This is a genomic window from Actibacterium naphthalenivorans (assembly GCF_014196965.1).
GTDB classification, from domain to species: Bacteria; Pseudomonadota; Alphaproteobacteria; order Rhodobacterales; family Rhodobacteraceae; genus Actibacterium_A; species Actibacterium_A naphthalenivorans.
In genome coordinates this window covers 321,084-341,595 of sequence record NZ_JACIEQ010000002.1, presented here as the reverse complement: position 1 = coordinate 341,595, position 20,512 = coordinate 321,084, and the positions used below count along the sequence as shown (strand labels likewise).

At 65.0% G+C, this 20,512-nt stretch carries 15 protein-coding genes; 10 read left to right on the top strand and 5 right to left on the bottom strand.

The window, feature by feature from the left end; genetic code table 11:
- Positions 1-34: 34 nt before the first annotated feature.
- From purS to GGR17_RS09990, 5 genes are all read left to right on the top strand, one after another.
- The gene (purS, locus tag GGR17_RS10010) at positions 35-274 is read left to right on the top strand and encodes a phosphoribosylformylglycinamidine synthase subunit PurS (protein WP_037206461.1); all 240 of its coding nucleotides are present in this window, start codon (positions 35-37) and stop codon (positions 272-274) included.
- Positions 274-948, top strand: a complete 675-nt coding sequence (purQ, locus tag GGR17_RS10005; RefSeq protein WP_054538860.1) for a phosphoribosylformylglycinamidine synthase subunit PurQ — start codon at positions 274-276, stop codon at positions 946-948. The genes purS and purQ overlap by 1 nt, the downstream gene beginning before the upstream one ends.
- Before the next feature lie 46 nt (positions 949-994).
- The gene (locus tag GGR17_RS10000; protein ID WP_037206464.1) at positions 995-2,758 is read left to right on the top strand and encodes a sensor histidine kinase; all 1,764 of its coding nucleotides are present in this window, start codon (positions 995-997) and stop codon (positions 2,756-2,758) included.
- A 23-nt stretch (positions 2,759-2,781) separates the two neighbouring features.
- On the top strand, positions 2,782-4,116 hold the full coding sequence (locus GGR17_RS09995; RefSeq protein ID WP_037206466.1) for a sigma-54-dependent transcriptional regulator: 1,335 nt from the start codon (positions 2,782-2,784) through the stop codon (positions 4,114-4,116).
- Between the two features lie 397 nt (positions 4,117-4,513).
- On the top strand, positions 4,514-7,093 hold the full coding sequence (locus GGR17_RS09990) for an Rne/Rng family ribonuclease (protein ID WP_054538859.1): 2,580 nt from the start codon (positions 4,514-4,516) through the stop codon (positions 7,091-7,093).
- A gap of 34 nt (positions 7,094-7,127) precedes the next feature.
- Here the strand turns inward: GGR17_RS09990 and GGR17_RS09985 are convergent, their stop codons facing one another.
- Positions 7,128-7,358, bottom strand: a complete 231-nt coding sequence (locus tag GGR17_RS09985) for a sulfurtransferase TusA family protein (RefSeq protein ID WP_054540384.1) — start codon at positions 7,356-7,358, stop codon at positions 7,128-7,130.
- A gap of 107 nt (positions 7,359-7,465) precedes the next feature.
- On the opposite strand from GGR17_RS09985, the gene GGR17_RS09980 reads away from it, so the two are divergent.
- The 3 genes from GGR17_RS09980 to GGR17_RS09970 all read left to right on the top strand — a co-directional run bounded on the left by GGR17_RS09980 (position 7,466) and on the right by GGR17_RS09970 (position 10,834).
- The gene (locus tag GGR17_RS09980) at positions 7,466-8,218 is read left to right on the top strand and encodes a cytochrome c biogenesis CcdA family protein (RefSeq protein WP_054538858.1); all 753 of its coding nucleotides are present in this window, start codon (positions 7,466-7,468) and stop codon (positions 8,216-8,218) included.
- 61 nt (positions 8,219-8,279) lie between these two features.
- Positions 8,280-9,491: a hypothetical protein gene (locus GGR17_RS09975; protein ID WP_054538857.1), complete on the top strand. Its 1,212-nt coding sequence runs from the start codon at positions 8,280-8,282 to the stop codon at positions 9,489-9,491.
- Positions 9,488-10,834: a cytochrome P450 gene (locus tag GGR17_RS09970; RefSeq protein WP_054538856.1), complete on the top strand. Its 1,347-nt coding sequence runs from the start codon at positions 9,488-9,490 to the stop codon at positions 10,832-10,834. The genes GGR17_RS09975 and GGR17_RS09970 overlap by 4 nt, the downstream gene beginning before the upstream one ends.
- Before the next feature lie 40 nt (positions 10,835-10,874).
- Here the strand turns inward: GGR17_RS09970 and GGR17_RS09965 are convergent, their stop codons facing one another.
- From GGR17_RS09965 to hemB, 3 genes are all read right to left on the bottom strand, one after another.
- Positions 10,875-13,343, bottom strand: a complete 2,469-nt coding sequence (locus tag GGR17_RS09965) for a penicillin acylase family protein (protein WP_054538855.1) — start codon at positions 13,341-13,343, stop codon at positions 10,875-10,877.
- A 99-nt stretch (positions 13,344-13,442) separates the two neighbouring features.
- Complete coding sequence (locus GGR17_RS09960; protein WP_037206483.1) at positions 13,443-14,003, bottom strand: lipid-binding SYLF domain-containing protein; 561 nt, start codon at positions 14,001-14,003, stop codon at positions 13,443-13,445.
- Between the two features lie 121 nt (positions 14,004-14,124).
- Complete coding sequence (hemB, locus tag GGR17_RS09955) at positions 14,125-15,126, bottom strand: porphobilinogen synthase (RefSeq protein WP_054538854.1); 1,002 nt, start codon at positions 15,124-15,126, stop codon at positions 14,125-14,127.
- 119 nt (positions 15,127-15,245) lie between these two features.
- Between hemB and GGR17_RS09950 the strand changes: the two genes are divergently transcribed.
- Together GGR17_RS09950 and mfd are read left to right on the top strand one after the other, a co-directional pair.
- Positions 15,246-15,773 carry a hypothetical protein gene (locus GGR17_RS09950; RefSeq protein ID WP_054538853.1) on the top strand — a complete coding sequence of 176 codons (528 nt, stop codon included), beginning with the start codon at positions 15,246-15,248 and terminating at the stop codon, positions 15,771-15,773.
- A gap of 31 nt (positions 15,774-15,804) precedes the next feature.
- Positions 15,805-19,272: a transcription-repair coupling factor gene (mfd, locus tag GGR17_RS09945; RefSeq protein WP_054538852.1), complete on the top strand. Its 3,468-nt coding sequence runs from the start codon at positions 15,805-15,807 to the stop codon at positions 19,270-19,272.
- 17 nt (positions 19,273-19,289) lie between these two features.
- Here the strand turns inward: mfd and GGR17_RS09940 are convergent, their stop codons facing one another.
- The gene (locus GGR17_RS09940; RefSeq protein WP_054538851.1) at positions 19,290-20,492 is read right to left on the bottom strand and encodes an MFS transporter; all 1,203 of its coding nucleotides are present in this window, start codon (positions 20,490-20,492) and stop codon (positions 19,290-19,292) included.
- Between the last annotated feature and the right edge of the window lie 20 nt (positions 20,493-20,512).

The window sequence follows — 20,512 nt, the reverse complement described above, 5'->3', positions numbered from 1 at the left end:
AGCCGGTGAACAGAGTCACCAAGGGGGCAGGCCGATGAAGGCGCGCGTACAAGTCATGCTGAAACAGGGCGTTCTGGATCCGCAGGGCGAGGCAGTGCGCCACGCGCTGGAGACCCTCGGCTTCGACGGGGTGGAAAGCGTGCGCCAGGGCAAGGTGATCGAGCTGGAACTGGCCGAGACCGACGCGGGCAAGGCCGAGGCCACCGTCACCGATATGTGCGAAAAGCTGCTGGCGAACACGGTGATCGAAAGCTACGCGGTGGAGATCGCCTGATGCGCGCCGCGGTCATTCAGTTCCCCGGCTCCAACTGCGACCGCGACATGGCCGTTGCCTTGGATCAGGTCGCGGGCAATGCCCAGACGCGGATCGTCTGGCACAAGGAAACCAGCCTGCCCGAAGGGCTGGATCTGGTGGCCATCCCCGGCGGGTTCTCCTTTGGCGATTACCTGCGCTGCGGCGCGATCGCCGCGCGCTCTCCGATTGCCCGCGCGATCGTCGATTTCGCCAATCGGGGCGGCTATGTGCTGGGGGTCTGCAACGGCTTTCAGGTGCTGACCGAAACCGGCCTGCTGCCCGGCGCGCTGCTGCGCAACGCGGGGCTGAAATACATCTGCAAGACCGTGCCGCTGCAGGTGGAAACCACCGACAGCGCCTTTTCCGCAGGCTATGAGGCGAAACAGCGGATCAACATTCCGATCGCCCATCATGACGGCAACTACACCGCCGATGCGCAAACGGTCGCGAGATTGCAGGCCGAAGACCGGGTGGCCCTCACCTATCTCGACAATCCCAACGGCTCTGTCGCAGATATCGCCGGTGTGCTGAGCGAAAACCGGCGGGTGCTGGGGATGATGCCCCACCCCGAGCGGATCGCCGATCCGGCGCTCGGCGGCACTGACGGTGCGGCGCTTTTTCGCGCACTTGCCAACAGGATGGCGCCGGCCTGAGCCGCGGGCGCTTGTTCGCGCCTGCCGCGATGCATAAACTCTGTGCATGTCAGAGACCGGCAAACCGACAGAACAAAAGATGCTGAAAAGCGGAAAAGGTTGGCGCGTGCGCGCCATTCTGATCGGGTTTTTCCTGTTTGCCGTCGCGCTCGTCTGGATCACCAACACCTGGCTGACCGAACGGTTCACCGCCGCGACCCGCAACCGGGCCGAGGTACGGCTGGCGCTTTATTCCGGCAACGTGCTGTCAGAGCTGCAGCGCGCCTCTGTCGTGCCGCTGCTCCTGTCGCGTGACCCGACGCTGATCGGGGCGCTGAACTCCAACGATTTTTCGCAAAGTTCGCAGCGCCTGATTTCCTATCTGGAGGAGATCGGCGCCGCCTCGATGATGCTGCTGGATGCCTCGGGGCGGGTGGTATCGGCCACGGATCGTTCACTTCTGGGCGCCAATCTGCGCGGCGCACATTTCTTTGTTGAGGCGTTGCGCGCCAATGACACGGTTTTCACCGCCGAGCAGAATGAAACCGGGGTGATGGATTTCACCTATTCGCGCCGCGTGATCAGCGAGCGCGAGAATGTGGGCGTCATCGCCGTGGCCGTCGATCTGGCCAAGTTCGAACAAAGCTGGGCCGGCATTTCCGACGCGGTGATGATCACCGACAGCGAAGGCCGGATCATTCTTGCGACCGAACCGCGCTGGCGCGGCCGCACCGTCGAAGAGGCGCTGGCCGCGCAATCGGCCAATTCCGCCATCCGCCGCGCGATCCAGGCCACCGCCGACTGGGCCGCGCTGCCGGCCGATGCCTATATCCTCGGCGAGGCGGTGATGCGCAACGAGGCCCGCATCCCGTTTCAGGGCTGGCGGCTGGTCAGTTTCACCACCTATTCGTCGATCCGCGAACGGGTGAACGGCGTTCTGTCGCTGGAGATCATGGGATTCGCCCTGTTGCTGGCGGTCGGTTTCTACCTGATCTCGCGGCGGGCCCAGTCTCGCTCGGCGTTCTTTCAGATGGAATCGGCGGAGTTGCGCGCATTGAACATGCGGCTGCAGCGGGAAATCGCCGAACGTGAAAAGGCCGAAAAGAACCTCGAAGTGGCCGAACAGACGCTGGCCCAAAGCTCCAAGCTGGCGGCGCTGGGAGAGATGTCGGCCGCCGTCAGCCATGAACTGAACCAGCCGCTGGCGGCGATGAAAACCTATCTGGCCGGCGCGCGCCTGTTGCTGCAGCGCAAGCGCAACGAAGAGGCGCTGGCCTCGTTCCTGCGGATCGACGATCTGATCGAGCGGATGGGCTCGATCACCCGCCAGCTCAAGAGCTACGCGCGCAAGGGCGGCGACCGGGTGGAAGCGATTGATTTCAAGATATGTATCGGATCGGCCCTGGCGATGATGGAGCCGCAGCTCAAGCGCCGCAAGGTGACCATCACCCGCACATTGCCGCCGCAGCCGGTGATGGTGATGGTCGATCGGGTGCGGCTGGAACAGGTGATCATCAACCTGCTGCGCAACGCGCTCGACGCCACCAAGATGGCCGACGATCCGCAGATCGACCTGATCCTGTCGTCGGGCGAAACCGCCACGCTGACGGTGCGCGACAACGGCCACGGGATCGACGATCTGGAATCGCTGTTCGAGCCGTTTTACACCACCAAGCAGCCGGGCGACGGTGTCGGCCTGGGGCTTGCAATTTCATCGGGCATAATAAACGACCTTGGCGGTCGTCTGACCGCGCTGAACGCGCCGTCGGGCGGCGCGGTATTCGAGGTACAACTGCCCATCCTGAGTGACGAGGTCGAGGCAGCGGAATGAACAGAAGAAACGAAGGAAGTGCGATGAGCCGCGGAATCAGGATCGCCATCGTGGACGATGAGCAGGACATGCGCCAATCGATCAGCCAGTGGCTGGCGCTGTCGGGGTTCGATACCGAAACCTACCCTTCGGCCGAAGAGGCGCTGAAGGTGATCGGAACCGATTTTCCGGGGATCGTGGTATCGGACATCCGCATGCCGGGAATGGATGGCATGGCCTTTCTCAAGCGGCTGATGAGCCTCGACAGCAACCTGCCGGTGATCATGATCACCGGCCATGGTGACGTGCCGATGGCGGTCGAGGCGATGCGCGTGGGCGCCTATGACTTTCTGGAAAAGCCGTTCAACCCCGACCGCATGACCGAACTGGCCAAGCGTGCCGCCCATAACCGGCGGATGACGCTCGACAACCGCGCCCTGCGGCGCGAGCTGTCGGATGGCAAGGTGCTGATGAAGAAACTCATCGGCTCGTCGCCGCTGATGGAGCGGCTGCGCGAGGATATCCTGGATCTGGGCCAGGCCGACGGTCATGTGCTGATCGACGGCGAGACAGGCACCGGCAAGACGCTGGTGTCGCACGCGCTGCACGCGGTCGGCCCGCGCGCCGGGCGGAAGTTCGTGCAGGTTTCCTGCGCGGCGTTGTCAGAGCGTGACCTGGCCACCCGGATGTTCGGCCCGATGGAAGAGGGCGGCGAGCTGCCGCTGGTCGAAGAGGCGCGCGGCGGCACATTGTGTCTGGAGGATATCGAGGCGCTGCCGCACACGCTGCAGGCGCGTCTGGTGACCTTTCTGAACGATCAGGGATCGCCGCCCGAAACCCGTATCATCGCCGTGTCGAACCTGCAGGAGCAGGGCAAGACCTGCGAGGACGTGCTGCGCCCCGATCTGTTCTTCCGGCTGGCGGCGATGCGGATCACCCTGCCGCCGCTGCGCGCGCGCGGCGAGGACATCCTGACGCTGTTCACCCGGCTGAGCGAACAGTTCGCCGAGGAATACGGCTGCGCCGCCCCCGAGGTCAGCGCGCAGGAGGCCGCGCAGCTTTTGCAGGCGCCCTGGCCGGGCAACGTGCGCCAGCTGATCAACGTGGCCGAGCGCGCCGTGCTGCAAAGCCGCCGCGGCTCGGGCACCATCGCCTCGCTTCTGATGAGCAACGATGAGGATGACGCGCAGCCGGTGATGACCACCGAAGGCAAGCCGCTGAAGGAATACGTGGAAGCCTTCGAACGGATGCTGATCGACAACACCATGCGGCGGCACCGGGGCTCTATCGTCAACGTGATGGAAGAGCTTTGCCTGCCGCGCCGCACCCTGAACGAGAAGATGGCGAAATACGGGCTGAGCCGGTCTGATTACCTTTGATTGGCCGTGTCGGGAAAAAGACCATTGTCTTTGCATGTATTCCGCCGCTAAGGTCGTAAAACGTCAGGTTGTTCCTATATTACAGCCTGACGATGTTCAGTTTCGCTGTTTTCGCGCGGCCCCGGCAGAAAGTCCGGCACCGGAGCGAGGCCAGACCGATCGGTCCCACGGACCACAAGATTGCCCCCCGATGCGGGCGGGTATTAACCAACGGATGCCAATACAGGCATCGGAGACAAACCGCGATGGAACGCGTGAGCACGGACAGGCATACAGCAGGCAGGCACGTCGCCGCCCGTAAAACCGCCGTCGCACACCCCCACGCCCAAACAAGACACCACCCGCAACGTCCGGCCCCTTCGGGGCAGGGGCGTTTGCCGCGGTGCAAAGAGACACAATGGCTAAGAAAATGCTTATCGACGCCACCCACGCGGAAGAATGCCGCGTTGTGGTGGTTGACGGAACCAGGGTTGACGAATTCGATTTCGAAAGCGTCAACAAGCGCCAGCTTGCTGGCAACATCTATCTGGCAAAGGTAACACGGGTCGAACCCTCGCTTCAGGCGGCCTTTGTCGATTACGGCGGAAACCGGCATGGTTTCCTTGCCTTTTCCGAGGTTCACCCGGATTACTATCAGATCCCGGTCGCCGACCGCGAGGCGCTGCTCGCCGAGGAACGCGCCTATGCCGCGTCGCTCGAAGAGGAAGACGAAAAACCGGCCAAGGCGAAATCCTCCAGCCGCTCGCGTTCGCGTTCGCGGTCACGCTCCAAGCCCAAGGCGGCAGAGGCGAAAAACGGGGATGCGGTGGAAACCCGCGAGGTTTCCGAGGCGATCCCCGGAATGGATGTGGTCGATCTTGGCGATGACAGCGACGAGGCGCTGCCGCTGACCGGTGACGCCGCGATGGCAGATGCCCCCGAAGCCGAACAGGCTTCGCCGCCGCAGCCGTCGGCCGGACAGGCCGCGGAGGACCCTTCCGATGCGACGGCCAAGGGCGATGACAGCGACGCCGGCGATGATGAAGACAACGGCGATGACAGCGAAGATGATCGCTCCGACGCGTCGGAGCGCGATTCCGACATCGAGTCGGTCGCCGATGAGGATGTCAGCGAAGAGATCCGCCAGCCGCGCAAGCCGCGCCCCAAACGCTACAAGATCCAGGAAGTCATCAAGGTCCGCCAGATTCTTCTGGTGCAGGTCGTCAAGGAGGAGCGCGGCAACAAGGGCGCGGCCCTGACCACCTATCTGAGCCTCGCCGGGCGCTATTGCGTGCTGATGCCCAACACCGCGCGTGGCGGCGGCATCAGCCGCAAGATCACCAACGCGGCCGACCGCAAGAAGCTCAAGGAAATCGCGGGCGAGATCGAGGTGCCGGAAGGCGCCGGCCTGATCATCCGCACCGCGGGCGCCAACCGCACCAAATCGGAAATCAAGCGCGATTACGAATATCTGCAGCGCCTGTGGGAGCAGATCCGCGAGCTGACGCTGAAATCCGTCGCGCCCGCGCCGATCTATGAAGAAGGCAACCTGATCAAGCGCACGATCCGCGATCTCTACAGCCGCGAGATCGACGAGGTTCTGGTGGAGGGCGAGGCCGGCTATCGCGTCGCCAAGGACTTCATGAAGATGATCATGCCGTCCCACGCCAAGAACGTGAAGCACTACACCGACCCGATGCCGCTGTTCGCGCGGTATCAGGTGGAAAGCTATCTGTCGTCGATGTTCAACCCGACGGTGCAGCTCAGGTCCGGCGGTTATATCGTGATCGGCATCACCGAGGCGCTGGTGGCGGTGGATGTGAACTCGGGCCGCGCCACCAAGGAAGGCTCGATCGAGGAAACCGCGCTGAAGACCAACCTGGAGGCCGCCGAAGAGGTGGCGCGCCAGATGCGTCTGCGCGACCTTGCCGGGCTGATCGTGATCGATTTCATCGACATGGAAGAGCGCAAGAACAACGCCGCCGTCGAGAAGAAGCTGAAAGACAAGCTCAAGACCGATCGCGCCCGCATTCAGGTGGGCCGCATTTCGGGCTTCGGCCTTCTGGAAATGTCGCGCCAGCGTCTGCGCCCCGGCATGCTCGAGGCGACGACACAGCCATGCCCGGCCTGCCACGGCACCGGCCTGATCCGCTCGGATGACAATCTGGCGCTGTCGATCCTGCGCCAGCTGGAAGAAGAGGGCGTGCGCGGCCGCTCCAAAGAGGTGTTGCTGAAGGCGCCTGTGGGCATCGTCAACTATCTGATGAACCAGAAGCGCGAGCATATCGCACAGATCGAGGCGCGCTATGGCATCGCCGTGCGGGTCGAGGCCGACCCGTTCCTGATTTCGCCCGATTTCTCGATCGAGCGGTTCAAGACCGCCACGCGCCATGTGGCCGAGGTGGCGACGCAGGCGATTTCGATCGACATGTCGGATATGCCCGAGGCTGAAGAGCCCGAGCAGGAACCCGAAGTCGAAAGCGTGGCAGAAGAGGCGGCGCCCGAAGAGGCCACCACCGAAGAGACGCAGGCGCCCAAGAAACGCCGCCGCCGCCGCCGGCGCAAGAAAAGCGGATCGTCGAATGGCGATCAGCAGAACGGTGATCAGCAGAATGGTGATCAGAACGGTGATCAGGCGGTGACGGGCGAAGCGCAGGCCGAAACGCCGGTTGCGGCGCCGGAAGCGCCCGCGCAGATCGAAGAGATGACCCCGGCCGCGCCGGAGGCTATCACCGAAGAAACCCCGACCGAGGCAGAGATTGCCGCCCCGGTTCAGGCCGAGGCGGAAGAAGCGCAGCCGGTGCCGGTGGCCGAAGAGCCGCAACCGCAGGCTATGCCGGAACCCGAGCCCGAGGTTGAACCAGCGCCGCAGGCCGAGGCTGAGCCAGAGCCGGTCGCAACCGCGCCGGAACCCGAGCCCGAGCCCGAACTGACGGCGGATGCGCCCGAAGAGGATGACAAGCCCAAGAAGCGCGGCTGGTGGTCGCTTCGCAGCTGACGTGATGAAACGCCGGGCCCTGTGCCCGGCGTTTTCATTTTCCCCGGCGGATCAGGTGAACCTGCGCCCCGGCATCTTCCCGAACCCCCAGATGCTCATGCCCTGCCTCGGCGCAGAAATGGGGCATGTCGATCAGCGCCATTGGATCATCCGCGCAGATCCGCAGCACCTCGCCCGGCGCCATCGCCACCAGCCGCTTTCGCGCCTTCAGCACGGGCAGGGGGCATTTCAGCCCCAGCGCGTCGATTTCCGCATCCCAGTTCATGGCCATCGCATCTAGGCGCGATGTGACAGCATGTCCACGCTATTGTGAGTGCGCACGGCGTGACCTTGCCCGCGCCTTTCGATATGTCGGGGACGAAGGGGACGGGAATGTTCGGAATAGAGATTATCGACGCGGGGTTGATCCCCGCCATGATCGTGGCGCTGATGGCCGGGCTGCTGAGCTTTCTCAGCCCCTGCGTGCTGCCGATCGTACCGCCCTATCTGGCCTATATGAGCGGGATCACCATGGGCGAGCTGAGCGAGGTTGCCAGCGCCCGCCGCCGCGCGCTGTTGTCGGCCGTGTTTTTCGTTCTGGGCCTGTCCACGGTGTTCCTGTTCCTGGGCTTCACGGCTTCGGCCTTCGGCGCGTTCTTTCTGCAGAACCAGAATTACTTCAACATCTTCGCCGGCATCGTTGTGATGATTTTCGGCGCGCATTTCGTTGGCGCGATCCGCATTCCGTTTCTGGAACGCGAGGCGCGGATGGATGCGGGCGACACCGGCGGATCGGCCTTCGGCGCCTATCTGCTGGGTCTCGCCTTCGCCTTCGGCTGGACCCCCTGCATCGGCCCGCAGCTTGGCGCGATCCTGTCGATGGCGGCGAGCGAGGCCAACGTGGCGCGTGGCACGCTGCTGCTGGCGGTCTATGCGGCGGGGCTGGGCATTCCATTCCTGCTGGTCGCGGCCTTCTTCCCGCGGCTGACCGGGGTCATGGGCTGGATGAAACGGCATATGGAACAGATCGAGCGGATCATGGGCCTGCTGCTGTGGACGATCGGTCTGCTGATGCTCACGGGCGGTTTCTCGTCCTTCTCCTATTGGCTGCTGGAAACCTTCCCGGCGTTGGCCACGATCGGCTAGCCGGCTTACTTTCGCCGGCTTCGGGCGCTATGCTGGCGCGAAACGGGCACGAGCGGGGAAGATGACGGAAACTGTGCAGCAGCGGGTGCGGCGCCGCCGGGTGTTCTATATCCCCGGCTACGATCCGATTCATCCCCGCCGCTACCGCGAGCTCTACCGCAAGGAAGGCCGGGCACAGGCGAAGATCTCCGGCTACGACCTTGCACTGACACCGAAAACCGGCGGCGGCGCCTATGGCTGGCACGCGGTGGGGCGAATCGAGGGCGCGCAGGTCGAAAGCGATATCGACGTGCTGGTCTGGTCCGATATCGTGCGCGGCTCGATGGCGCAGGGCATCTGGGCCACCTACGGCCAGCTTTTGCGCACCGTGTGGGTCTATGTGGCATCCGGCGCGCTGTTCGGGCTGATGCGGCTGCGCAAGGGGCCTGTCATAGCCGCGCTCTACCCGATCCTGATGCTGCTTGGCCAACTGGCGCTGGCGCTGCTGGCCGCGCGTCTTCTGGGGGCGTTTCTGGCGCTCAGCGGCTTGCCCCTGATCGGCTGGCTGGGGCTGGGCATCATTTGGCCGGTGCTGGATCGGTTCCGCCGCGCCGACAACCGGCTGTTCGCCTATTACCTGATGCATGACTATGCCTATTCGGCCCGCTGGAACGGCGCCAACCCGCCCGAGCTCGAGACGCGGATGGCCGCGTTCCGCAAGACCATCGCCGCCGCGCTGAACGATGACGTGGACGAGGTGCTGGTGGTCGGGCATTCCTCGGGCGCGCATCTGGCGGTGTCGATTCTGGCCGATCTGATCCGGGGCGGGCCGCTGCCCGACGAAGGCCCGGCGCTGTCATTCCTGTCGCTGGGGCAGGTGGTGCCGATGGTGTCTTTCCTGCCGGGGGCCGGCCGGTTACGCGCCGATCTGCATTTCCTGTCGGCACGGAAAGAACTGACCTGGGTCGATGTCACGGCCCCCGGCGATGGCTGCTCTTTCGCCCTGTGCGATCCGGTGGCGGTGACGGGCGTCGCCCCCGACAATCAGCGCTGGCCGCTGGTAATCTCGGCCGCCTTCACCCAGACGCTCAGCCCCGCGCGGTGGAAGGCGCTGCGCTGGCGGTTCTTCCGGCTGCATTTTCAGTATCTGTGCGCCTTCGACCGGCCCGGAGATTACGATTACTTCCGCATCACCGCCGGGTCGCTGACACTGGGTACGCGCTATGCGGGCCGCGCCCCGTCAAAAAGCATGATCGCGCGGCCGGCTTCGCGCTATCGGTCGATGGCGGCATGACGACCCCGCCCAAACCCGCCAGCCGGCCGGAGCGGGTCGGGCTGCTGCGTTACCTGCGCCTCTTTCGGCGCGATATCCTGTCGGCTCAGCCCGCCAGGCTCTACCGCGCAAAGATGGCCGAATTCCGCACGCCGTTCTTCAGGTCTTATCTCATCAACCAGCCCGATCTTGTTGATCTTGTTCTGAAAGAACGCCCCATGGATTTCCCGAAATCCGGGCGGGTCGGCGAGGGGTTGCGGCCCTTGCTGGGCGATTCCGTGTTTCTGACCAACGGGGCCGACTGGCAGCGCCAGCGCCGCATCATTGATCCCGCGTTCGAGGGCGGGCGCCTGCGCGACACATTCCCCGCGATGGTCGCGGCGGGCAAGGCGGCCTCGGCCCGGTTGTCCGAAGGGGTGACGGAGATCGAGGCGCAGACCAGCCACGCGGCGGCGGATGTGATCTTTCGCACGCTGTTCTCGATCCCGATCGAGCATGAGGTCGCGGCGCAGGTCTTCACCCGGTTTCGTGATTATCAGCGCAGCCAGCCGGTGCTGAACCTCGCCGCCTTTGTGCCGCTGCCCGGCTGGATGCCCCGGTTTCACCGTTCCCGCACCAAGGCCAGCGCCCGGGCTATCCGCGCCCTGATCACGCGCCTGACGGCGGACCGCGCCGCCGCGATCGCCGCCGGAACCGCGCCCGACGATCTGGCCACCAAGATCATGACGACCGCCGACCCCGAAACCGGGCGGCGCTTCGGCACCGGGGAAATGGTCGATCAGGTGGCGATCTTCTTTCTGGCCGGGCATGAAACATCGGCCTCGGCCCTGGCCTGGGCGCTGTATCTTCTGGCGCTCTACCCCGACGCGCAGGAGCGGGTGGCGGCAGAGGCCACCGCCCTTGGCGAGAACCCGGCGTTTTCAGATATCTCCAAGCTGACGTTCACCCGGGATGTGTTCCGCGAGGCGCTGCGCCTTTACCCACCGGTGCCGATGATGGTGCGGCAGGCCACGCGCGGCGAACGGTTTCGCAACCGTGATGTCGCGCCCGGCAGCCAGATCGTGATTTCGCCCTGGCACCTGCACCGGCATGCGCTGTTGTGGGACCGGCCCGATGCGTTCGACCCCGGCCGCTATGGCACCGAGGCGGGCCGGGCCTGCCTCCGGGCGGCCTATATTCCGTTCTCGACCGGGCCGCGCGTCTGCCCCGGCGCGGGGTTCGCGATGCTGGAAGGGCCGCTGTTGCTGGCGCTGCTGCTGAAGGACTGGCGCCTCGAACCGGTGCAGGGCCGCGCCCCGGTGCCGGTCGCGCATCTGACGGTACGCGCGAAGGATGGCATCTGGCTGCGCCTTCACCGGCGGTAGGCCGCGCGCCTTTCGGTGTCAGGTACTCAAGAACGCCGCCTCAACCGCCCCGGGCCGGGATCAGCCGGGTGATGCCCACGGCGCCGGCGCGGGCCAGATCGGGATCCAGCGACATGGGAACATATTCGCCGCGCCGCCACAGATCACCCAGATCGTCATAGTGGCGTGACAGCGGATGGCCGGACTGGCCGGTCGAGATGATGAAGACCGAACTGTCGGGATCGGCGAAGTCATAGACCCCGCGATAGCCTGCGCCATGCAGATTGGCGAAGGGCGCGGGGCCGGTGCCGCCGGTCAGGCCGCGCTGCAGCGTGTTGTCGCCGCCCGATGTCGACTGGCGGATGTTGACCACCCATTTCAGCAACGGCGTTTCGCCCAGCACCGGATGATCCTGCCGCGCCTGATGGGCATCGCCCCAGCGCAGGCTGTCGAGGTTGGCGCCGTGATGCTCGGCGATCCAGATCAGAGCTTCGTCGAGCGATTGGCGGGCGATGTCGGCGCAGGTTTCGGGCACGGTGGATTGCACCACGTCGCACCACGCCGAGGCGCCATCCACATCGCGGAACACCCGTTCGATGAACAGCGGGTCCAGATGGGTGAAGGCATCGGCCAGCGGCCCCAGATCATCGCGGATCAGCCGCTGCTGCAGATGGCGCATCCAGGCGGCATAGATCAGCGGTTCGGGCATATGCTCGTTCATCTCGCCGTTCCAGTTGGCCAGCAGTTCCAGCGCGTGCTGGCGCCGGCGTTCGGGCGTGCCGTCGGGGGCGGCGTCGCCAGTGAACCACAGATCGCGCGCCACCAGCGGCAGCAGCGCGCGGGCGGTGAAGCTGACCGTGTCGAGCTGCGCCTCGATGAAGCTTTCGCGGGTGTGCACCTCGCGCCGTTCCATCAGCTGCCGCCAGCGCTGAATGCGCTGGGTATCGCCCCAGGCGAAGCTGAGGTGCAGCGGGAAGGGGCGATCGGCGATCTTGTTGTTGGTATTGCCCAGGATGCCGCCCTCGGGGTTCACGAAACGCGGGTTGGCCGCATAGGCATAGCTGCCCGACCAGCGGTTTTCCGGGCGCCAGCCGGGGCTGGGCAGGCGGCCCATCGTCTGGTGCCGCGCGGCCCGGCGCGGCATCGCGCCGACGACCTGCAGCGCGATATTCTCCTTGTCGATCAGCGCCAGGTTCTGCGCCGGCGCCTGCCAGAGCGCACCCGCCTCGAGCGCCTCGTCGACCGACCCGGCCATCATCAGCCGCAGCGCCGCCGTGGGCGATGTATCCTGGCCGCCGAGCGCGGTCCAGGCGATGGAGATGACATGGCCCCTGGGCGTGATCGAACGCAGGTCGTAATGGCCGCCGGGCAGGACGGGGCCGTTCTGGGTCCAGCGCAGGGTGATGGTGACCGGATCGTGATCCTTGACCCTGATGATGGAGCGGCGGGTCTCGAACCGCTTGTAGCCATCGGGGGTCAGGTATTCCTCGGGATGGTCGGGGTTCAGCTTTTCGACATAGACGTCCAGATCATCCAGATAGGTGGTGGTCAGCCCCCAGGCCAGCTTGTCGGACCGGCCAAGCAGCACGGCGGGCGCGCCGGGAATGGTGCCGCCGATCACCCCGCCGCTGGAAAGCTGAAGCCGCGCCAGATACCACAGCGCCGGGGCCGAGAAGCCCAGATGCGGGTCATTGGCCAGCAGCGTGCCGCCGGCGGCCGAGCGCGAGGGCGCGGCGGCCCAGATATTCGACGCGCCGGCCAGATTGCGGGGGCTGACCGGCGACAGCGGGTCGGTGGCAGTGTCCAGCGCGGCAAAGCTGCGCGGCGCATCGGGAAAGAGCGCGGCATAATCGGGCAGGGCAGCCACGCCCGGCCCCGGCACGTCTGGCAGAATGTCGCGCACCCGCTCTTCGGGCAGGGCCAGAGACACGCGGGCACGCAAAACCTCTTGCGCGATAGTATCGGAAACCTCCATCGCCATCAGCTTGCCGATGGCGATGGAATCGGCCGGTTGCCAAAAGGCGATCTCATTGGAAAAAATGAAGAATTCCGGTGCGCCGCGGCCGCGGGCGCCGCGGTTGACCTCGGCGATCCAGGCATTCACGCCGCGCGCGTAGGCCTGCAGCGCCGCTGTGGTGGCGGCATCTTGTACCGCGACCGAGGAGATGGCCGCGCCGTAGAGATCATAGCGGCGCATCAACTCGTCTATCTTGACGGTACGCTCGCCGAAAACCTCGCTCAACCGGCCCTGCGCGGTGCGGCGCAGCATGGTCATCTGCCACAGTCTGTCCTGCGCATGGGCGAAGCCGAGGCCGAAGAACACATCTTCGTCGGTGCTGCCCATGATATGCGGGATGCTGGCGTTGTCGCGCACGATCTCGACCGGGCCGGACAGGCCCGCGATGGCATAGCTGGCGTCGTAGTCAGGCAGCGACCGGGTGGCCAGGTAGTAGACACCCAGCAGCGTCAGGCCGATCAGAACAAGCAGCGAAGCGAAGAGACGCAGAAGCCAGCGAAAGACGGTCGGCATGAGGTTCCCGTTTGTGACGGCCCGAAGGGAGCCTTCAGTTAAACGGCCGGATACGAAGATGCAATGACGGCGCAGCTCCCTCGGGGCCGCCCCGTGCCGTTACGGAATGATGCGCGTGTATTTCGTGCCTTCCAGCGTGGCGCCGACGATCAGGCCGGACTGGCCGAAGACGATGGCGATCACGGGATCGAGCGCCGTCAGCGTTTCGGCGCTGAGGTTGCCGCCCTTGTCGTTCAGCGCATATTCCATGTCCGCGCCCGCCGACCAGCCGGCAGAGCGGCGGAAGGTCGAAAGCGCGTCTTCTGTCATGAAGAACAGCGCATGGGCATATTGCTGGGCGCCGATCTGCAGGCCGACATTGGCCTGGGTGGCCGAATAGTAATCGACGGTGATATTGTCGATCCGCAGCGCGCCCTTGCCGTAGGCGCCGCCAAGAAAGAACCCTGCCTTGGTGATCAGGGGCATCCACAGCACGCCCTGGGCCTTGGCCTCCAGATCGGCGGTGCCGGGATATCTGTTGAACAGATAGTCGCGGGTGCTGTCGACCCGCGCGTCGATGGTCGATGCGCCGGTGGATCCGACGCCATTGCCGCAGGCCGCCGTCAGCGCGGTCGAGGCGCCTGCGGCCATCAGAAAAGATCGGCGGGAAAACATGCTCATGCCTCTGCCCTTTTATATGTTTTGCACTGTCGGCCTTATACGACCATTGACGCAAGTAATAGTGGTTTTTGCCCTGAATGTCATCAGGTCTTGTGGTCAGCGGCGATTTCCCGCACGCCGCCTAGCCCTTGGCGAGCATCCGGGCCGCCGCCGGGGCGAAATAGGTCAGGATGCCGTCGCATCCGGCGCGTTTGAAGGCCAGCAGGCTTTCCATCATCACCTTTTCGCCATCGAGCCAGCCATTCTGCGCCGCCGCCTGCAGCATCGCGTATTCGCCCGACACCTGATAGGCATAGGTGGGCACGCCGAATTCGTCTTTCACCCGGCGGCAGATATCCAGATAGGGCATGCCGGGCTTGACCATCACCATATCGGCCCCCTCCGCCAGATCCCGCTCGATCAGGCGCAGCGCCTCGTTGGAATTGGCAGGGTCCATCTGATAGGTGTTCTTGTCGCCCTTCAGCGCGCCGCTGGCGCCCACCGCATCGCGGAACGGGCCGTAGAAGGCAGAGGCGTATTTCGCCGAATAGCTCAGGATCGCCACATCGGTGTGGCCCGCCGCCTCCAGCGCGCGGCGCATCGCGCCGATGCGCCCGTCCATCATGTCGGAAGGGCCCAGAATGTCCGCCCCCGCATCGGCCTGCGCCAGCGCCATCTTCACCAGCGCCGCGACGGTTTCGTCATTCACGATGATGCCATCGCGCACGATCCCGTCATGGCCGTTGGCGTTATAGGGGTCGAGCGCGATGTCAGTCATCACCGCGATCTGCGGCACCGCCTGCTTGATGGCGCGGATCGCGCGGTTGGAGATGTTTTCGGGATTCCATGCCTCTTCGCACAGCTCTGTCTTCAGCGCGGGGTCTGTATAGGGAAAAATGCAGATCGCCGGGATGCCCAGCCCGGCGGCTTCCTGCGCCGCCGCCACGGCCCTGTCGATGCTCAGCCGGTTGACGCCGGGCATGGAGGCGATGGGCTCCGCCACGCCCTGACCTTCGCGCACGAAGATCGGCCAGATCAGGTCATTCACGCTCAGCGTGTTTTCCCGCACCAGGCCGCGCAGGGCGGCGGATTTGCGGGTTCGCCGCAGGCGTGTGGCGGGAAAGGGGGCAACGGAGGGGCGCATCTTTTCATTCCAAGGCTTGTTTTCCTCTGGGTGACATGCTTTTGCACCCATCTCAAGGGTAGGATTTACCCACGCCCGGGGCTAATCTCCGGCAACAGGCATAGACCGGGGGCAGGCAGTTGGACTGGTATCAGACCGTCTTTGAAGTGATCGACATGCGATCCTTCTCCAACCTGTGGTACTGGATCGCGCTTGCCGTAAGCTGGTCGACCGCATCGCACTGGGTGATCGGGGTGCCCTTTGATCTGGTGCAGCGCGCCGCGCGCAAGGGCGGGCAGGTGGAGACCGATGTGCATGATCTGGTGCGCATCAACGTCAACCGCATTCTCTATATCTCCGGCGTGTCGGGCACATGGCTTCTGGCGATCGTGTCGTTTCTTCTGACGATCCTGGCGGTGCTGGGTTTCTACTACGCGGTCGAATTCTGTCAGGCGGTGTTCCTGCTGGCCTTCCCGATGAGCGTGGTCGGGCTGCTGTCGATCCATACCGCCCGCGCCATCGCCCGCCACGGGCTGGAAGGGCCGCCGCTGTTCGCCCGGCTGCGGCGGCACCGCTTCTATACCCAGGCGATCGGCATGCTCGCGATCCTCGTCACAGCCTTCTGGGGGATGTGGCAGAACCTTTCCATCGGCGCGCTGGGAAATTGACCCGGCGCCCGCGCATGGCTATCTGACGCGCATGTCTCAAAACACCCACATCACCGTCGGCGGCGCGCCGGAAGGCTTCGACGCGAAGCTTCTCGTGCGCGAACTGGAAAGCGCGGGCCGGCCTGTCATCCATGTCGCGCGCGACGACAAGCGGCTTGCGGCGATGCGCGCCGCGCTGGCCTTTTTCGCGCCCGATGCCGTTGTCCTGACCCTGCCGGGGTGGGATTGCCTGCCCTTCGACCGGATGTCGCCCAATGCCGAGGTTTCGGCGGCGCGCATGGCCACGCTGGCGGCGCTGGCGCACGGGGTGCCGGGGCCGTTCATCCTGCTGACCACCCTGTCGGCGGCAACCCAGCGGATGCCGGCGCGGGCGGTGCTGAAAGAGGCGTCGTTCACCGCGCGGGTCGGTCAGCGCGTTGACGAAGCGTCGCTGCGCAACTTCCTGACACGCATGGGGTTTTCACAATCCCCCACGGTGATGGAGCCCGGCGATTTCGCCATTCGCGGCGGCATCATCGACGTGTTTTCGCCGGGCCAGAGCGGGCCGGTGCGGCTGGATCTGTTCGGCGATGTTCTGGACGGCGCGCGGCGGTTCGATCCGGCCACCCAGCGCACCACCGAAAAGCTCTCGGTGGTAGAGCTTGCGCCTGTGTCCGAGGTCATTCTGGACGAGGCCGCGATCACCCGCTTTCGCCAGAATTACCGGATCGAATTCGGCACCGCCGGCAGCGATGATCCGCTCTACGAGGCGATCAGCGCCGGGCGCAAGCATCAGGGGGCCGAACACTGGCTGCCCTTCTTCCATGAAAAGCTGGAAACGCTGTTCGACTATCTGCCCGATGCGCCGGTCTTTCTTGACGATCAGGTCACGCCGTCGCGCCTGAGCCGGTGGGACAGTATCGCCGATCAGTATGATACCCGGCGCGAGGCGATGGGCCAGAAGAACCGGCTTGGCACGGTTTACAAACCCTGCCCGCCGGGGCTGCTCTATCTGGATGACGCCGCATGGGAGGCCGCCGTGGCGGGCCACCGTGTGCTGCGGCTGAACCCGCTGCCACAGGGCACCGGCCCCGGGGTGATCGACGCGGGCGGGCGGATCGGGCGCAATTTCTCACCCGAGAGACAGCTCGAACATGTCAGCCTTTTCAACGCCCTGGCCGATCACATCAAGGCAAAGCGCGAAGATGGCCCTGTTGTCATCGCGTCCTACTCCGAAGGCGCGCGCGAGCGGCTGAACGGGTTGATGGAGGATGAGGGCGTGAAAGACGCCCGGCCGATCACCGACATGCGCGAGGTAACGCCGGGCCGGGGGCTTTATCTGGTGGTCTGGGCCCTGGAACACGGGTTCGAGGCGCCGCAGCTTACCGTGATTTCCGAACAGGACGTGCTGGGCGACCGACTGATCCGCGCCCCGAAGAAACGCAAGCGGGCCGAGAATTTTCTGACAGAGGCGCAATCGCTGTCGCCCGGCGATCTGGTGGTGCATGTCGAACATGGCGTGGGCCGCTACAACGGGCTGGAAACCATCACCGCCATGGGCGCGCCGCATGAATGTATCGCGCTGGAATATGCCGGTGGCGACAGGTTGTTCCTGCCGGTCGAGAATATCGAGCTGCTCAGCCGTTACGGCCACGACGAGGGCTTGCTCGACAAGCTGGGCGGCGGCGCGTGGCAGGCCAAGAAGGCCAAGCTGAAGGAACGCATCCGCCAGATCGCCGACAAGCTGATCCGGGTGGCGGCCGAACGCGCCCTGCGCAAGGCGCCGGTGATGGAGCCGAACCATCACATGTGGGAAGAATTCGCCGCCCGTTTCCCCTATGAGGAGACCGAGGATCAGCTGCGCGCGATCGAGGATGTGCTGACCGATCTCGCCTCGGGCCGCCCGATGGACAGGCTGATCTGCGGCGATGTCGGCTTCGGCAAAACCGAGGTCGCCATGCGCGCGGCCTTTGTCGCGGCGATGTCGGGGGTGCAGGTGGCGGTGATCGCGCCGACCACCCTGCTGGCCCGGCAGCACGCCAAGAGCTTTCGCGAAAGGTTCCGCGGCTTCCCGCTTCAGGTGCGCCAGCTTTCGCGTTTCGTCGGCGCGAAAGAGGCCGCCGCCACCCGCGCCGGGCTGGCTGATGGCACGGTCGATATCTGCATCGGCACCCACGCGCTGCTGGCCAAGAACATCCGGTTCCAGAACCTGGGCCTGCTGATCATCGACGAGGAACAGCATTTCGGCGTCAGCCACAAGGAGCGGCTGAAGCAGATGCGCAGCGATATCCATGTGCTGACCCTGACCGCCACGCCGATTCCGCGCACGCTTCAGATGTCGCTGACCGGGGTGCGCGATCTGTCGATCATCGGCACCCCGCCGGTGGACCGGCTGTCGATCCGCACCTATGTGTCGGAATTCGATGCCGTGACGGTGCGCGAGGCGCTGCTGCGCGAGCATTACCGGGGCGGGCAGAGCTTTTACGTGGTGCCGCGCATTTCCGACCTGCCCGAGATCGAGGAGTTCCTGCGCGAACAGGTGCCCGAAATCACCTTCGTCACCGCCCATGGCCAGATGGCGGCGGGCGAGCTGGATGACCGGATGAATGCGTTTTACGACGGCAAGTATGACGTGCTGCTGGCCACCACGATCGTCGAAAGCGGGCTCGACATTCCCACCGCCAACACGATGGTGGTGCACCGGGCCGACATGTTCGGGCTGGCGCAGCTCTACCAGATCCGAGGCCGGGTGGGGCGCAGCAAAACCCGCGCCTATGCCTATCTGACGACCAAGCCGCGCGCACCGCTGACGCCGAATGCGGAAAAGCGCCTGCGGGTTCTGGGCAGCCTCGATACGCTGGGCGCCGGGTTCACGCTGGCCAGCCAGGATCTGGACATTCGCGGCGCCGGCAATCTGGTGGGCGAAGAGCAATCGGGCCATGTGCGCGAAGTGGGGTTCGAGCTTTATCAATCGATGCTGGAAGAGGCGATTTCCAAGATCCGCTCGGGCGAGCTGGAGGGGTTGAGCGAGGGCGACGATCAATGGTCGCCGCAGATCAACCTCGGGGTGCCGGTGCTGATCCCCGAGGATTACGTGCCCGATCTGGACGTGCGCCTGGGGCTCTACCGGCGGCTGTCCGGCCTGTCGACCAAGGTCGAGCTGGAGGGCTTCGCCGCCGAACTGATCGACCGGTTCGGGCCGCTGCCGAAAGAGGTGAACACGCTGCTGCTGATCGTGCGGATCAAGGCGATGTGCAAACGCGCAGGCATCACCAAGCTCGACGGCGGGCCCAAGGGCGCCACGATCCAGTTCCACAATGACAAATTCGCCTCGCCCGAGGGTCTCGTTGATTTCATTCAGGCGCAGAAGGGGGCGGCCAAGGTGAAGGACAACAAGATCATCCTGTTGCGCGACTGGCAGAAGGAAAGCGACAAGATCAAGGGCGCCTATGGCATTGCCCGCGATCTGGCCGAAAAGGTGATCGAGAAAAAGAAGAAGGCGAAGGCCGGGGCGGGCTGAGCGCCCGCCCGCGCCGCCTAGTCGTTGGGCAGCCAGAGCATCGCCAGCCGCGCGATCGCGAACGCCAGGAAGATACCGGTGGCCAGAGGCACCGGCGTGCCGTCGAAGGCCAGCCCGACAGGCGCCGCAATCACCACCGACAGCACGGTTGCCACCGCCCCGATGACCGAGGCCGCCATGCCCGCGATATGGCCCAGCGGCTCCATCGCCAGTGCGTTGAGGTTGCCGATGGTCAGGCCCATCGTGCCGAAAACCGCGATCGAAAAGACCACATAGGCCGGAAACTCCGCCCAGTCGGGCCACAGGCCGAACACCAGAAAGATCAGCATGATCGCCGAGCCCGCGGCCACCATATTCAGCGTGTTCCGGATCAGAAAGCGCATGCCGAGGCGGCCCACGAGCTGTGCGTTGGCGACGCTGGCGGTACCGGCGACGATGGCGATGAACCCGAACCAGAGCGGGAAGGTGGCGCTTTTACCAAAGTAAAGATCGAAAATCTGCTGCGTCGAGGAGATCATCATGAACAGCGTTGCGAAGATCAGGGTCTGAACAATGATCGCGATGGTGACAAGACGGCGTGAAAACACCTCTTTCGCCGCTGCGATCAACAGCGCGGCCTGCAGCGGCCGCCGCCGCGCGGGCAGCAGGGTTTCGGGCTGGCGCAGGGAGAACCACCCGACGGACACCACCGAGAACAGCACGAACACCGCGAAGATGCCGCGCCAGCCGGTGAAAAGGATGACGCCCGCGCCCACCGTCGGCGCCAGAGCCGGCAACAGGGTGAAGATCATCATCACGAACGAGGTGATCCGCGCCATATCGCGCCCTGAATAAAGGTCGCGCACCACCGCCAGCGAAACCACACGCGGGCCCGCCGCGCCAAGCCCCTGCAGCACGCGCGCGGCCAGCACCATTTCCAGCGATCCGGCGGCCCAGGCCAGGCACGCCCCGACAATGTAAAGCCCCGCCCCGGCGATGATCACCGGCCGCCGCCCGAAGGCATCGGACAAGGGCCCCGACATCAGCGTACCGATCCCCATGCCGAACACGAAGCTGGTGATGATAAGCTGGGCGCGGTTCAGGTTGCCGGGCGAAAGCTCTTGCCCGATCACGGGCAGGGCGGGCAGCATCGCATCGATGGAAAAGGCGATTGTGGCGAACATCATCGCGATCATGGCGATGAATTCGGTCTGGCCAAGCCGCTGGGTGGGTGCATTCATTGCTGTTTTCTCCGCTTCCG